Source organism: Nonomuraea sp. NPDC046570, from assembly GCF_040645915.1.
Taxonomy (GTDB): domain Bacteria; phylum Actinomycetota; class Actinomycetes; order Streptosporangiales; family Streptosporangiaceae; genus Nonomuraea.
This window is the reverse complement of sequence record NZ_JBEYZF010000004.1, coordinates 215,438-230,346: the sequence shown is the minus strand read 5'-3', so window position 1 is coordinate 230,346 and position 14,909 is coordinate 215,438. Positions and strand designations below refer to the sequence as shown.

11 protein-coding genes are annotated in these 14,909 nt (G+C 73.6%); 3 read left to right on the top strand and 8 right to left on the bottom strand.

Annotation, left to right across the window (positions count from 1 at the left end):
• Positions 1 to 11: 11 nt before the first annotated feature.
• Genes ABZ911_RS09345 through ABZ911_RS09330 form a run of 4 tightly spaced genes read right to left on the bottom strand, consistent with a single transcriptional unit; the run spans position 12 to position 5,526 of the window.
• The gene (locus tag ABZ911_RS09345) at positions 12 to 788 is read right to left on the bottom strand and encodes a hypothetical protein (RefSeq protein WP_358053709.1); all 777 of its coding nucleotides are present in this window, start codon (positions 786 to 788) and stop codon (positions 12 to 14) included.
• On the bottom strand, positions 785 to 2,341 hold the full coding sequence (locus ABZ911_RS09340; protein WP_358053706.1) for a serine/threonine-protein kinase: 1,557 nt from the start codon (positions 2,339 to 2,341) through the stop codon (positions 785 to 787). The genes ABZ911_RS09345 and ABZ911_RS09340 overlap by 4 nt, the downstream gene beginning before the upstream one ends.
• A 3-nt stretch (positions 2,342 to 2,344) precedes the next feature.
• Positions 2,345 to 3,934 (bottom strand): protein kinase, encoded by a 1,590-nt coding sequence (locus tag ABZ911_RS09335; protein ID WP_358053704.1) that lies wholly within the window; start codon positions 3,932 to 3,934, stop codon positions 2,345 to 2,347.
• 5 nt (positions 3,935 to 3,939) lie between these two features.
• Complete coding sequence (locus tag ABZ911_RS09330; RefSeq protein WP_358054023.1) at positions 3,940 to 5,526, bottom strand: protein kinase; 1,587 nt, start codon at positions 5,524 to 5,526, stop codon at positions 3,940 to 3,942.
• A gap of 66 nt (positions 5,527 to 5,592) precedes the next feature.
• Here ABZ911_RS09330 and ABZ911_RS09325 point away from each other — a divergent pair, with 66 nt between their 5' ends.
• Genes ABZ911_RS09325 through ABZ911_RS09315 form a run of 3 tightly spaced genes read left to right on the top strand, consistent with a single transcriptional unit; the run spans position 5,593 to position 9,833 of the window.
• Positions 5,593 to 6,474: a hypothetical protein gene (locus ABZ911_RS09325; protein ID WP_358053701.1), complete on the top strand. Its 882-nt coding sequence runs from the start codon at positions 5,593 to 5,595 to the stop codon at positions 6,472 to 6,474.
• Positions 6,475 to 6,520: 46 nt separating this feature from the next.
• Entirely contained in the window at positions 6,521 to 6,955 is a 435-nt protein-coding gene (locus ABZ911_RS09320) for a GNAT family N-acetyltransferase (protein WP_358053699.1), read from the top strand.
• Positions 6,956 to 6,989: 34 nt separating this feature from the next.
• The gene (locus tag ABZ911_RS09315) at positions 6,990 to 9,833 is read left to right on the top strand and encodes an AAA family ATPase (RefSeq protein WP_358053697.1); all 2,844 of its coding nucleotides are present in this window, start codon (positions 6,990 to 6,992) and stop codon (positions 9,831 to 9,833) included.
• On the opposite strand, the gene ABZ911_RS09310 is transcribed toward ABZ911_RS09315, so the two are convergent.
• From ABZ911_RS09310 to ABZ911_RS09295, 4 genes are all read right to left on the bottom strand, one after another.
• Positions 9,823 to 11,790 carry a hypothetical protein gene (locus ABZ911_RS09310; protein ID WP_358053695.1) on the bottom strand — a complete coding sequence of 656 codons (1,968 nt, stop codon included), beginning with the start codon at positions 11,788 to 11,790 and terminating at the stop codon, positions 9,823 to 9,825. The two genes, ABZ911_RS09315 and ABZ911_RS09310, sit on opposite strands and share 11 nt — an antisense overlap.
• A 64-nt stretch (positions 11,791 to 11,854) precedes the next feature.
• The gene (locus tag ABZ911_RS09305; RefSeq protein WP_358053692.1) at positions 11,855 to 12,784 is read right to left on the bottom strand and encodes a PfkB family carbohydrate kinase; all 930 of its coding nucleotides are present in this window, start codon (positions 12,782 to 12,784) and stop codon (positions 11,855 to 11,857) included.
• 3 nt (positions 12,785 to 12,787) lie between these two features.
• Positions 12,788 to 13,717 (bottom strand): pseudouridine-5'-phosphate glycosidase, encoded by a 930-nt coding sequence (locus ABZ911_RS09300; RefSeq protein ID WP_358053691.1) that lies wholly within the window; start codon positions 13,715 to 13,717, stop codon positions 12,788 to 12,790.
• Positions 13,718 to 13,837: 120 nt separating this feature from the next.
• Positions 13,838 to 14,842, bottom strand: a complete 1,005-nt coding sequence (locus tag ABZ911_RS09295; protein WP_358053689.1) for a putative sulfate exporter family transporter — start codon at positions 14,840 to 14,842, stop codon at positions 13,838 to 13,840.
• Positions 14,843 to 14,909: the final 67 nt, after the last annotated feature.

Sequence of the window (14,909 nt, the reverse complement as noted above, 5' to 3'; positions counted from 1 at the left end):
CGCGGGGACTCTCAGCCCGCCGACTCCACGGCCTTGGCCACGGCGACGGCGACCTCGGTGGCGCCCCTGGTCAGGCGCCCCGTGGGGTCGGCGGGAACCCGGCGCTGGTACTCGACCTCGATCAGCGCGTTGCTCGTCCTGATGCCGACCGTCGCCGTGGTCGGGCCCTGGTTGGTGCCACCGGTCATGCTGTACAGGGTGGAGTAGGAGGCGTCGCCCACCGGCGGGACGAGGGGGGTGAACGTGCGCGGCAGCAACGAGGCCTCCTGGCGCCTGGCTAGGAACTGCTCGTGCGCCTTACCGACCCCCTCGCCGAAGACCTTCACGTAGACCTTCAGGTTGTGCGTCATGTTGTCGGGCAGCATCACCTTGCCGGTGAGGCTCCACTCGCACTCCTCCTTGTAGATCTGGGACTGCTGGGGGAAGAGCACGAGCTTCTTGGTCAGCTCCTCACCGACCAGCGGGCACGGCTCCACGTCCTTGGTGAACCTGGCCGCGCCGGTGGGCTCGGGCTCCGCCGCCGGCTCCTGCTCACCCGGCGTCGTAGGCTCGCTCGCGGTCTCTGTCTCCACGGGCACGGACGCCTTGGGCGGCGGTACGGCCCGCGCCGGCTCGGCTTCCCGGGTGACCAGGAACAGCACGACGAAGACCATGACCACGACCGCGGCCATGGCTCCGCCGAACAGCGCGGGTGTCACCAGCAGGCCGGGCCGGGTCCCGCCGGAGACGACCGTGGGCGCGGTGTTCCGGGCGGCCGTGGTCGGGATGCTGCCCTGGTTGTCGTTCATGCTCTCTTCCCGAGGTTGTCCACTACCGCGCGAGCGCTGTCCAGCGCGGCCTTCTTCAGCTGGTCGGAAAGCTTCGACGTCTCGAAGTTCGACGCCTCCACCGTGATGATCACGTTGCTGATCCGCAGGTACACGACGCGGCGCACGAAGGTGGGGGTGAGCCAGTCGTAGGTGAACGCCTGGTCGCCCACGCCGGGGACGCTCAGCGTGCGGGTATAGGTGTAGCCGCCCTCGTGCGTCCCCTCCTTCGAGGCCCAGTTGCGGCGCAGGTGGCCGAACGTCCTCTCGGCGTCCTTCGGGCTCGGCCGATGGGCGACCTTGACCTCGACGGAGTCGTCGAAGGAGGCCAGGCCCGCCTTCCACTCGCACAGGTTCGGCCGGCCCAGCGAATCGGGCCGCGCTCCGGGCAGAATCCGCCGCGCCTGCTCAGGGGTGAGCAGGTCGCAGGGCTTGGGGGCTGTCACGAACCTGCCCTCGGCCTGGTCACGGACCGGAGGCGGGGTGTGGGGCGCGGGGGACCGGCCGGCGTCGGGCGTGGGGGACGGGCTGGTGGCGGGAGGCTGGGCGAGGGGGCTGGCCGACGCGGTCGGCTGGGCCTGGGTGTCCGCGCCGTCCAGCAGGACGAAGGCCGTCACCGCGACCGCCGCCGCCGTGGCCAGTGCCGCCAGCAGGAGCGGTGTCCTGCTCCCGCGTCGCCGTACCGGGACGGTGGCGGGCGCGCGGTCCACCGGGAGGCGGCGGGAGGGCAGTGGGACGGCGACGGGGGTGAGGGCGGCGCGGATGCCCGGGGGGCCGGGCCGTACCGCGGGGTCCTTGGCGAGGAGGGCCATCAGCAGGCCGGAGAGCGGGCCCGAGCGGACGGGCGGCGGCGGGGGAACGGTCAGCACCGCGCCGATCGCGGCCATCGGCGTGGACCGGTGGAAGGGCGCCTGGCCCTCGCACGCCGCGTACAGCGTCGCGGCCAGCGACCACAGGTCGGAGGAGGGGCCGGCGCGCTCGCCGCGCAGCAGTTCGGGCGCGATGTAGCCGGGCGAGCCGGAGATCTGTCCCAGCCGGGCGGCCGCCGTCGCGGTCTCGGCGTCGGGGGCGCCCTGCCGGGCGGCGATGCCGAAGTCGGTGAGGACGACCTCGCCGTCGTCGGTGAGGATCACGTTGCCCGGCTTCACATCCCGGTGCAGCAGGCCCCCGGCGTGCGCCGTCTCCAGGGCGTCGAGCACCCGCAGGCCGATGGTGGCCGCGTGGCCGGGGGAGAGCGGGCCGTGCTCGCGCAGCACGTCGGCCAGGGAACGGCCGGCCAGCAGGTCCATGATGATCCACGGCTGGCCGTCCTCGGCGAGCACGTCGTGCACGGTGATGATCGACGGGTGGCTGAGGGCGGCGGCGGCGCGGGCCTCGCGCAGGGTGTCGGCGAGCCGCTGGTCGCCGTCGTCGAGGTGGACCTCCTTGACCGCCACCTCGCGGCGCAGCACCTCGTCCCTGGCGCGCCACACGGTGCCCGCGCCGCCCGCGCCGAGCCGGGAGAGCAGGTGGTAGCGTCCTGCGACGATCCGCATGACTCAGCCCTTTTGGTTCAGGTTCTCGGCGAGCCACTTCGCCGACTGGATGGCCTTCTCCCGCAGCTTGGCGTCCTTGGCCACGTCCCGGGTGAAGCGGATCTCCCCGACGACGTTGCTGACGCTGAAGACCACGTGCACCTCGGTGGAGCGCTTGCCCTGGAAGTTGCTCTTCTCCACCTCCCAGCCGGCGGCCAGGTCACCCGCGCCGGAGATGTCGAAGACCTCGCCGTGCCGTTCCGCGCTGCCGGACCTGCCCGCCTCGCCGTCGGCCTTGGCCTTGGCGCCGAGCACGTGGTCCTTGGCCAGGGTCGTCTCGGAGCCGTCGCCCTGCGGTTCGTACATGTAGAACCTGAAGTACAGGGCGAGCTGCCGGCTGGCGGGCAGGGTGTTGTCGGCGGGGCCCCAGGCGCACTTGGTCGCCGGCTCGGTGGAGGAGGTCAGGTACCTGCCGATCAGCTCGGTGGCCTGCTGGCGGGTGAGGAGTTGGCAGGGGCGGGGCAGGGTGGAGAACTTGCCCGGCGGCAGGGACTCGGCGGGGGAGGGGATCGGAGTCGCGCTGGGGGAGGAAGCCGGGGAGGGGGTGCCGGCCGGTTTCGTGGCGGGGGCCGACGGCGGCGCGGTGGTGGCCGCGACCGGCTCGGCGGCCGAGGCCGGGGTCAGCACCAGGGCAAGCGTCACGGCGACCAGGAACGCCACCACCACACCGGCCGCCGAGCCGACGGCGGCCATCCGCGGCACCACCCAGCCGGGTCTCGGCGTCGCGATCGTCGCCGGAGGGTTACCGGTGACCTGCTGCAGGCTGTGCCGGAGGGCGAGCGCGTCCGGGCGCTGGAACGGGTCCTTGGCCAGCAGCGCCATCAGGACCGGGCCGAGCGCGCCCGCCCGCTGCGGCGGCCTGGCGGGCTCGGTCATCACCGCGCCGAGCACGGCCATGGCGGAGTTGCGCTGGAACGGCGGCACGCCCTCGACCGCGGTGTAGATCGTCGCGCCGAGCGACCACAGGTCGGACGCGGGCCCGGCGGCCCGGCCCGGCTCCTCGGTGAGGCATTCGGGCGCGGTGTACCCGGGCGTGCCCACGGGCGCGCCGGGCGTGGCGCCGCCCGCCTGGGTGGCGATGCCGAAGTCGGACAGCAGGACGCGGCCGTCGTCGGCGATCAGCACGTTGCCCGGCTTGACGTCGCGGTGCAGCAGCCCCTGGGCGTGGGCGGTGTCCAGCGCGGACAGTACGAACAGCCCCACGGAGGCGGCCCACGGGGGCGACATGGGCCCGCCGGACCTGATGATCTGGTCGAGGGAGCGGCCGCGGACCAGCTCCATCACGATCCACGCCTCGCCGCCGTCCTCGATCACGTCGTGGACGGCGACGACCGCGGGGTGCCTGATCCGCGCCGCCGTACGGGCCTCGTGCAGGGTGCGCTCGCGCAGGGCGGCGCGGTGGGCCTCGGACAGGTTCGGCGGGAGGAACACCTCCTTGATCGCGACCTCGCGGCCGATCGTGGTGTCGCGCGCGTGCCAGACGACGCCCATGCCGCCCCGGCCGAGCTGGCCGAGCAACTGGTAACGGCCGCCCACGAGCCGTGGTTGGTTCATTGCCTTCACTCCTGGCGGTTCATCGCTTCGGCGATCTGGCGCGCCGCGTCGCGCACCGTGTCACGGATCCTGGCGTTGTCGCCGATCATGGCGACGTTGACGTAGTCGACGCCGACGACCATGTTGCTGAGCCTGAAGACCACGGAGGCGTACTCGATCCGCCCGTCGGAGTTGAGGTACTCGTAGCGGAACGCCTCGTCGCCCACCCCGCTCAGCTCGGTCGCGGGAGGCCGCCTCTGGGTGATCCTCTTCGTCATGCCGATGTCCGACCACTGCCAGGTGATCTTCGTCTCGGAGCCGTTGGCGTTGAGCTTGTTGGCGAACTCCTCCAGGGCCGCCTCGACACCCGCGTTCCACGGGTCGTCGTCGTCGACGCGTTTGGGGACCACCGACAGACCGTTGCCCTGGGCCGTCCAGGAGCAGCCGTTGTCGGTGGGTTTCCCGGCGGGGGCGGCCTTGGGCACCAGGGTCTTGAGCTGCCTGGCCGTCAGCGTCGCGCAGAAGTCCACCGGCGAGGTGAACCGGGCGCTCTCCGCGGGGGAGGGCGTGGGCGTGGCCGACGGGGTGGCGCTGGGGGTGACGACCGCCGTGGACCGTGGCGCCGTCTGCGGAGGCACGGACGGAGAGCGGGACTGCAGCCACACGACGCCGCCCACCACGGCCAGCAGGGCGGCCAGCCCGCCCGCGGCCAGCAGCGCCACCTTCCCGCCTCCGGACTTTGCCGGAACGGGCGCCAGCGCCGCCTCTCCCCGCGCGACCCGCTGAAGGAGCTGCGCCGCCGCCTGCGCGCCAGGTCTCTGGTACGGCTCCCGCGCCAGCATCGCCATCAGCACCGGCCCCAGATGCCCCGCCCGCTGCGGCGGCCGAGGCGGCAGGGTCAGCGCGTCGCGCAGCACCGCCATGGGGGAGGTGCCCACGTACGGCGCCGTCCCCTCGACCGTGGCGTACAGGGTCGCGGCCAGCGACCACAGGTCCGACTCGGGGCCGCCGCGCTCGCCGCGCAGCCGCTCGGGCGCGATGAACCCGGGCGAGCCGATGAGCAGCCCCGACTCGGTGATCGTGGCCTGGTCCTCCAGCCGGGCGATGCCGAAGTCGGTGAGCACGACGCGGCCGTCGTCGGTGAGGAACACGTTGGCCGGCTTCACGTCACGGTGCTGGATGCCCTGGGCGTGGGCGGCGCTGAGCGCGTCGAGGACGCGCAGGCCGAGCTCCGCCGTCCGCTCGGGCGGCCACGGGCCGTCCTGGGCGACGGCGTCCTTGAGGTCGCGGCCGCGCAGTAACTCCATCACGATCCACGGCAGGCCGTTCACCTGCAGCACGTCGTGGACCTTGAGGATGCCGGGGTGGCGGAGCTGCGCGGCGGCCATCGCCTCGCGCATGGTCCGCTGGCAGGCTTCCGCCCGCTCGGCCTGCGTGAGGGAGGGCGGAAGCTGTACTTCCTTGATGGCGACTTCCCGCTGGAGCAGCTCGTCGTGAGCGAGCCAGACGGTCCCCATGCCCCCTTGGCCGAGCGCGCGCAGCACCCGATAACGGCCTGCGATTGTGGAATCCCCCGGTCCAGGCACGAACGGAACAATAGTGTTGTTGTCCATCATTCGCTAGATTTTTCACCTTGACGTGTGTTTAGTGATCTTCGCCAATGATCCGCCGGAGAAGCCGTGACCCATCCGCATAGCGCCCCGCCGGTGCCCCCTTCGTCGTACTGGCCCGACCGGGGCGGACAGGCGCCCACCTCCTCGAAGCCGCCCGGCTGGGCCATGGCGATCATGGCCGGCACGGCGACGGTCCTGCTGCTCGGCGGGGGGCTCATCGCGGTGCGGAACCTCGGCGGACCGCCCGCGTCACCCCCGGTCGCCCTGCCCACCTACGACCTCCCCACCTCGGACAAGCCCCCGGCCCAGGAACCCACGGAGCCGGCACCGACCGAGCGGCCCGAGGAGACGGCCACCCCGGGCCCCTCCTCCACGTTCGTGCCGCTGACCTCGGTGCCCGAGGTGTGCGACCTGCTGTCGGAGGCGCTCGTCAAGCGCCTGGTGCCCGGCGGCGCCTCCGAGCCCGGCGTCGCCAAGGACGGGTACGGCGCGCTCCGCAAGGACTGCGAATGGCGCCAGCAGGGCTACCACATGAAGAACGGCTACAACGAGCAGAGGTCGATCGGCGTCAAGGTGAACGTCTTCCCGAACGTCGCCGAGGCCAGGGACTCCTACGACTTCTCCTACGGCTCGATGAAGGACATGGGCGGCACCAAGCAGGAGAATCCCGGCCTGAAGTACCTGAGCACCTACGGCCAGGTGAAGGATTTCACCGGGATCGGCGACGAGGCGCACGCCATGTACACCTCGAACCTGAAGGGCACCACCAACGTCTGGCTCTTCCTCATCATGGGGAACACGACGGTCGACCTCCGCTACCGGGGCACCGACAACAAGGGCCGGGAGATCCTGGCCGAGGGCGACGACACCCGGCCGGTCGCCGAGGACGTGCTCATGAAGGGCGCCGAGGAGGTCGCCGAGGAGGTCGTGGCGGCGCTGGCCCAGTAGCCGGCCGATTGGACGGTGGTGGGAGAATCGTCTTATGGTCCAGGTCATGACCACTGACGACCTGCTCATCAGGAAGGCGGACAAGGCCGACGCGGATGAGATCTTCGCGCTGGCCCTCGAGTTCGGGATGACCTTCAGGCCGGAGCGGGTCGCCTTCGACGAGGCCTTCCCGCGGCTGCTGCGGAACGACGACGCCCTGTTGCTCACCGCGGTCGCCGACGGGCGCGTGCACGGCTACCTCCTGGGGTTCGTCCACCTGACGCTGTTCGCCAACGGCCCGGTCGCGTGGGTCGAGGAGGCCATGGTCAAGACCGGGTTCCGCAGGCAGGGCATCGGCAGGGCGCTGCTGGAGGAGTGCGAGCGGTGGGCGCGCGGCCGAGAGGCCCGTTACGTCGCGCTCGCCACCAGGAGGGCGCCGGAGTTCTACCACGCCCTCGGGTACGAAGAATCGGCCAATTTCTACCGCAAGGTGCTCGAGTAACTGATTTGTCGTCCCCGGCTGGCATCCTTGGACCGTGCGTACCCACCTGGTGAGCCCGCTGTTCGTGGGCCGGACCGACGAGCTCGCCTCCCTCGAAACCGCGCTCGCCCAGGCGCGCACGGGCGCGTCGTCCACCGTGCTGGTCGGCGGCGAGGCGGGGGTCGGCAAGACCAGGCTGATCCGCGAGTTCGCCGCCAGGGCGGACGGTGCCCGGGTGCTCGTCGGCGGCTGCCTGGAACTCGGCACCGACGGCCTGCCCTTCGCCCCCTTCACCGCGGTCCTGCGCACGCTCGCCCGCGACCTGGGCCACGAGGGCGTCGCCGCGCTGCTGCCGGGCCGCAGCACGCGCGCGCTGGCCAGGCTGCTGCCGGAGTTCGGCGAGCCCGACTCCGACGGCGCCGAGGCCCGGGCCAGGCTGTTCGAGCAGGTCCTCGGCCTGCTGGAACGGCTGGCCGAGGACGCGCCACTGGTCCTGGTCGTCGAGGACGCCCACTGGGCCGACAGCGCCACCCGTGACCTGCTGTCCTTCCTGGTCCGCTACCAGCGCCCCGACGCGCGCCTGATGATGGTCGTCACCTACCGCGCCGACGAGATGCATCGCACCCACCCGCTCCGGCCGCTGCTGGCCGAGCTGGCCCGCGTCGACCGGGTCACCCGCGTCGAGGTGCGCAGGCTCACCCGCAGGGAGGTGGTCGAGCAGGCGACCGGCATCCTCGACCGCGAGCCGCTCAGCGTCGACCTCGACACCGTCTACGAGCGCAGCGAGGGCAACCCGCTGTTCGTCGAGGCGCTGCTGGACGGCGGCGGGCGGGACGGCCTGCCCGAGTCGCTGCGCGACCTGCTGCTGGCCAGCGTCGAACGGCTGCCGGAGCGGACCCAGGAACTGCTCAGGGTGGCCAGCGCGGGCGGCGCCAGGATCGAGCACGCCCTGCTCGCCGCCGTGGCCGGGCTCCGCGACGGCGACCTCGACCAGGCGCTGCGCCCCGCCGTGGCGGGCAACGTGCTGGTCGTCGACGGGGAGGGCTACTCCTTCAGGCACGCCCTGATCCGCGAAGCCGTACACGACGACCTGCTGCCGGGGGAGCGCACCCGGCTGCACACCCGCTTCGCCGAGGCGCTGGAGGACGATCCGGGCCTGCTGCCCGCGCCGCGCGGCGCGATCGAGCTGGCCCACCACTGGCACGCCGCGCACGACGCCACCTGGGCCCTGGTCAGCGCCTGGCGGGCGGCCGCCGAGGCCCGGAAGTCCACCGCGTACGGCGAGCAGCTCCGGATGCTGGGCAGAGTGCTCGAACTGTGGGAGAAGGTGCCCGACGCGGCCGAGCGCATCGACACCGACCACGTCGGCGTGCTGCGCCAGGCCGTCACCGTGGCCCACCTGTGCGGCGAGTTCGAGCGCGGCATCGCGCTGGCCAAGGCCGCGCTCGCCGAGATCGACGTCGAGGCCGACCCGATCCGCGCCGCCCGCCTGCTGCGGCATCGCGGCATGGTCAGGTACGACCTCGGCCGCGACGGCTACCTCGAAGACCTCAGGACCGCCGTCGGACTGGTGCCCGCCGAGCCGCCGACCTCCCTGCGCGCCCAGGTGCTGGAGAACCTGGCCCGCGTGCTGCACACGCCGGAGCTCTGGGCGGAGAAGGAGGCGCTCGCCGAGGAGGCCAGGCGCATCGCCCACGAGGTCGGCGACCGGGAGACCGAAGCGCAGGCGTTCGTCACGCTCGCCTGGGCCAGGTGCGGCTACTCCGAGCTCGACGTCCAGGTCGAGGCGTTCGCCGAGGCCAGACGGATCGCCGGGCGGGGCGGCACGTACAGCGCGACGATGCGGGCGGCCATCTCCGAGTCCGACACCCTCGAAGGCGCGGGCCTGCACGAGCGGGCGGCCGAGGTCGCCCGCCGGGGCATCGCCGAGGCCGACGAGTACGGCGTGGCCCGCACCTCCGGCGCGTTCCTGGCGATGAACCTGGCCGAGCCGCTGGTCTCGCTCGGCCGCTGGGACGAGGCGCTGGAGGTCGTCGAACACGCCCTCGACCTGGCGCCGCCCCCGCCGTACCGGGCGAGCCTGATGGCCTTCGCCGCCGACATTGCGCTCGCCCGCGGGGACCTCAAGCTGGCCGGGAGGCTGTACGCGTCGGGGCGCTCGCTGCTCGCCCGCGGCGTCTACCGCGACCAGACCGTGCTGCCCAACCTGTGCAGGGAGATCAGGCTGGCGCTCGCCCGAGGGCAGGCGGAGGAGGCGTATGCGGTCGTCGCCAAGGCGCTGCGCGAGCGCGACCTGATGCCCAGTCCGCGCTACGCGTGGCCGCTGCTGGTGGCGGCCGTGCCGGTGGCCGGGCCGCTGCTCGGCGACCTGCGGGCGATCGCGGGCCACCTCGCCGTCCAGGGCGACCTGCAGCGGGCGCACCACCTCACCTTCACCGCGGCGACCGGCCCCGGCCTGGAGGCGTGGGACGCGGCGGCCGCCGCGTGGGCGGCGCTGCGCCAGCCGTACGCGGAGGCGAAAGCCCTGCTGGCGGCGGCGACGGCCGCGGTGGCCGACGGGGGCAGGCAGGCGGCGGGGGAACGCCTGGCCAGGGCGCGGGAGCTGGCCGAGAAGCTGCGGGCGGAGCCGCTGGTGGCCGAGATCGACTCGCTGGCCAGGCGGGCCAGGATCGTCGTCGACGACGGGCCCGCGCCGCAGGGGGCCGGGCTGACCGCGCGCGAGTACGAGGTGCTGGAGCTGGTGGCCGCGGGGCGCAGCAACCGGGAGATCGCCGGTGAGCTGTTCATCTCGGTGAAGACGGTCAGCGTGCACGTCTCCAACATCCTCGGCAAGCTCGGCGCGGCCTCCCGGGGCGAGGCCGCCGCCACCGCCCGCCGCCTGCGGCTGTTCAGCTCGTGAGCTGGGCGTCCAGGCGGTAGCCGTCGACCGTGACGTACACCTGGTCACCCGGCCGGGCGTTCAGGCGCATGAGGACCGGCTGCAGCGAGTCGAAGACCGGCTGGTGGTCGCGCCAGACCAGCACGACCGCGTTGTCCCCGGGGCCGGTGACCGACAGCAGCGTGCCGGGACGCATGCCGAGCTGCGCCGCGTAGCCCTCCGGCACCGCCACGGGACCGCCGCGCAGGTGGTCGGGCGTCACCTCGATGCGCTGCCAGCGGCGCGGGTCGGAGGTGGGGCTCGGCGGCGGGGGCGGCGGCGTCGCGGGCGCCCCGGCCAGCGTGCCCGGCAGCAGCGACGACCGCCCGCCCGACAGCGCCGACAGCGTCGCGAGCGCCGCGCTCGGATCGATCTGCCCCGAGGGCGCCGACGGCACGGGCTGCCCGCCCCGGTGATGGTGCCCGTTCGCCCCGGGCGTCCGCCTCGGCAGCGGCTGCTGTACGGCCGGCGCCGCCTGGGCCGCCGCCAGCGCGGCGTCACTGGGCAGCGCGCCCAGCCACGCCTTGGCCGAGTGCCTCCTGATGCCCAGCTCGGCGAGCAGTTCCTCGACGTCGGCGTCGGCGGGGTTGGCGGCCAGCAACTGCCTGGTCCGCATCTGCAGCCCGCCGAGGTCGCCGACCACCAGCCAGCCGTCCTGCAGCCGCCGGTCGGGCATGAGCGTGACGAGCACCCGCCACAGCGGGGTGCGCAGCGACGGCACCACGATCGGGTGCGCCGGGTCGGCGCCGATGAGCTGCTCCTCGGTGGCGGCGGCGCCGAGCCACTCGGTCAGCCGGAACATGTGCCCGGTGACCGGGGCGGACTCCGACGAGCGCAGCCAGTGCAGCACCCGCTCCTCGGCGGTGCGCTGGGCCTGGGAGAGCGCGTCCCGGTCGACCAGCAGCTTGTGCGCCAGGGTGCGCAGGCTGACCGGGTCGGCGGCGAACAGCCGGTTGACGGCGACCGCGAGCTCCAGCCGGTCGAACCCGCGGAACAGGCCGTCCACGACCCTGACCATGGGGTAGTCGTCGTCGGCGGCGCTTTCCCCGATGGGCGAGACGACCGTCGAAGGCGCGACCGGCGGCGCGCCGATCGGTTCCTGCCCCTGCTGCACGGCGGGCATCTGCCCCGAGACGGGCGACTGCCCGGATACGGGCGGCTGGCCCGGCACAGGAGCGTGTCCGGGGAAGGGGGGCTGGCCCGCCGGGGGAGTCTGGCCGGGGGCGGAGGGCTGGGTCGCCGTCGGCTGGCCCCAGCCAGGGCCGGGCTGGTTCGGGAACGCGCCGAAGGGCTGGCCGGGAGCCTGGGCGGCCGCGGCGGCCGGACGTTGCGGGAGCGGCGGCGTCCCGCCAGGGGCCGGTTGCGCCCCGGAGGGCGGCTGCGCGCCGGGTGCGGCGACCGGGCGCTGCGGCAGCGGAGCGGGCGCCTGCGGCACGGCGGCCCCCTGCTGCGGGAACTGCCCGCTCTGCGCCGGAGGCGGGGCGGCACCGGCCTGGACGCCGCGGTCGGCGTCCGGGACCTCGGTGGGGATCCGGCCGAGGACTTCCCTGAAGACGGAGCTGACCACCGCCTCGGTCGCCGAGGGGGTGGTCAGGTCGCCGGGGCTGAGCCGGCGCAGCGTTCGCCACCCGCCCAGTCCGGTGATCACCGTCCGGGCCGGTTCAGGCCAGCCCGGCAGCGCCGGATCCACCTGGTGCACGTGCAGCGCGGGCAGCAGGTCGGCGAGCGGCAGATGCTCCCATCGGGAGGCGGCCAGCCGGGCCAGCCGCTCGCACACCCAGTCGACACCGGTCGTGCCGAGAGCGCGGGACACGGCCACCGATCCCCACCAGCCGGCGGGCAGTCGCGGATCGGCCAGGACTTCGGCTACCTGCTGCGGACGGCTCCATCGCAGGGCAGGGACCAGGTCGCTCAGGCAGATCGACGACTCGACTTCCATCGGCGGACCGTATCCTCCCCAACGTGACGCGTGTGGCTATTGGTGCAGCCTACGCCGCAAGCTATCAATCAGTGTGAATAGGGTAAAGACGGTTGGACCCCAAACCGTATCGTGGCCGGCCGCCCACGAGGGACACCGCGGCGGCTCCCGCGTCGCAACCCGCCTTCAGCGCTGCGGCGTCGTCCGCGCCCGCCAGCGTGGCCGCCAGGAAACCGGCAGCGAAGGCGTCTCCGGCCCCTGTGGAGTCGATGGGCGCGGCCCGTTCTCCGGGGTGGGCGGCGACCACCGCGCCGTGCCTGGCCAGCAGCGCGCCCGCCGCGCCGAGCTTCACCACCGCCGTGCCGTACCGGTCGCCGAGCAGTTCGGCGGCGCGTTCGGGGGTGGCCGCGCCGGTCAGCAGCAGGGCCTCGTCCCGGTTGGGGATGATCAGGTCGGCGGCGGTCGTCTCACGCATGAAGCGCTCGACGCCGAACTGGCCGAGAGGGCCGGTCGAGGCCGGGTCCACGCTGATCGACACGCCGCGCCCGGTGGCCTCGGCCATCGCCAGCCTGGCCAGGCGCAGGCCCGGCTCGGCGAACAGCAGGTAGCCGGACAGGTGCAGGTGGCGTACCCCGTCGAGCAGGTCGTCGGACCAGTCGGCGACCGAGATGTGGCCGCCCGCGCCGCGGTTGGTCAGCATGGAGCGTTCGCCGGTCACGTCGACCATCGCGATGACGATCGCCGTCGGGTGGTCGGGGTCGACCCGCAGGTGCGGGCGCACGCCGGTCTTGACCAGCTCACCGGCGTGCCACTCGCTGCTGTCGTAGCCGGCCCTGGCCAGCAGCCGGGTGTCGGCGCCCAGGTGGGCGGCCCAGGCGGCGGTGTTCGCCCCGGAGCCGCCCGGCCGCATCACGATGTCGGCGGCCGTGTCGGTGCCCGAGGTCACCGGCGTGCCGTGGATGGCCACCACGTCGGTGACCACGTCCCCGATGACCAGCAAGCCCGTGCCCGCCATCGGTTAGGCCTTCCCGGCCCAGGCGGCGGCGATCTCACTGGCCAGGCGCACGTTGCCGCGCACGGCGGCGAGGTTGGCCTCCAGGGAGGCGCCGTCGGTGCCGCGCACCAGGTACGACAGCAGGAACGGGGTGATGGCCTGGCCGGTCACGCCCGCCTTGGCGGCCTCGGCCAGCGCCTCGGCCAGCACGCGGTCGTGCAGCTCCGGGTCGAGCTGCTCGTCCAGCGGTACCGGGTTGGCCACGATGAGCGCGGTCTCGGGGCCGCCGAGGGCGTCCTGGCCGCGCATCACGGCGGCGGCGTCGGCCGCGGTCTCGATCCGCCAGTCGATCGGCCGGCCCGAGGAGGTCAGGTAGAAGCCGGGGAAGGTGTCGGTGCGGTACCCGGCCACGCTCACGCCGCGCGTCTCCAGGCGCTGCAGGGTGGCGGGCACGTCGAGGATCGACTTCACGCCCGCGCAGACGATGGTGATGCGGGTCCGGGCCAGCGTGTCGAGGTCGGCCGACTCGTCCTGGTCCTCGGTCCAGCCGCGGTGGACGCCGCCGAGCCCGCCGGTCGCGAAGACGCGGATGCCCGCCCTGGCCGCGAGGAACGACGTCGCCGACACCGTGGTGGCGCCGCTGGCGCCGACCGCCGCGGCGATGGGCAGGTCACGCTGCCCCAGCTTGCGCAGGCCCGTCTCGGTCGAGATCCGCACCAGCTCCGCCTCGCTGAGACCGACCCGCGCCACGCCGTCCAGCACGGCGATCGTCGCCGGTACGGCTCCCGCCTTGCGGACGATCTGCTCCAGCTCCCGCGCGACCTCCAGGTTCCGCGGCTGCGGCAGCCCGTGCGAGATGATCGTGGACTCCAAAGCCACGACGGGGGCGCCGCTCGCCAGGGCGTCGGCCACCTCGTCGGACGGGCGCAGGATCGTGTCGGCGGTGCTAGGCATGGGGTGGTTCGAGCTCCTTGTGACGGACCGGGTGAATGCCCTGGTGGAACGGTCTACAAACAGTGCTTTGTTCCAAAAAGAGCACGTTACGGGCCGATTGCCGCCACGTCCACTCCAAGATCAAACCAGTAGCGCGACCCCGCCCAGCGACAGGCCGCCGATGAGCAGCGTGGCCACGCCGCCGAGGGCCAGGGCGCGCCCGCCGCTCCTGGCCAGCGCGCGCACGTCGACCCCGGTGCCCAGCCCGAACAGGGCCGCCGCCAGCAGGATCCCGGTGAGCTGCGGCATGAGATCGGTGACGGCCGCGGGCACCACGCCGGTGCTGCGCAGCGCGGCCATCGCCAGGAACCCGGCCACGAACAGCGGCATGATCGGCGTGCCCGCGCGCCGGGCGGTCCGCCGGTTCCTCAGCGAGGTCAGCGCGACCAGCGGGGCGAGCAGGAGCACCCTGGCCAGCTTCACGGTGACCGCCACGGCGAGGACGGCCGCGCCCGAGGCCGCGCCGATCGCCGCGACCTGGGCGACCTCGTGCACCGAGGCGCCCGCCCAGACGCCGAGCTGCTGCGCGGAGAGCCCGAACCAGGAGGCCAGCAGGGGGAGGAGCAGGATCGCGGCGCTGCCGTACAGGACGACCACGCTCAGCCCGTTCGCCACGTCGTCGTCGTCGCTGTCCGCGCTCTCGTGCATGGCGGCGATCGCGGCGGCGCCGCAGATGGACACGCCCGTGGCGATGAGCAGGGAGGTTCCCTCCGGTACGCCGAGGCGGCGGCCGAGGAGCGGGGTGAGCGCGAACGTCACGCCGGTGGCCAGCGCGACGATCGCCAGCGCCTGCCAGCCGAGGGCGAGCACCTGCGGCAGCGCGATCTGCAGACCCAGCAGCACGATCGCGGTCCTCAGCACCGTGCGCGAGACGAACCGCAGGCCGGGCCTGAGCGAGTCGCGCACCCCGCCGAGGTTGGCCAGCGCCGCTCCGGCGGCCACGGCGACGACCGCAGGGCTGAGCGCCGGGAGGAAGCGGTTCACCACCAGTCCCAGCACGACGGCCACGGCGGCGGCGCCCACTCCCGGCAGGAGAAGGATGATCGCGGGCCTGGCGGGGGTCGTGACCGGGGGTGGGAGAGTCATGCTTCCAGCGTGCAATCGGGAAGAAGATGGCAGTAGGCGTGATCTGTCTGGTAGGTCATAGCCTGTG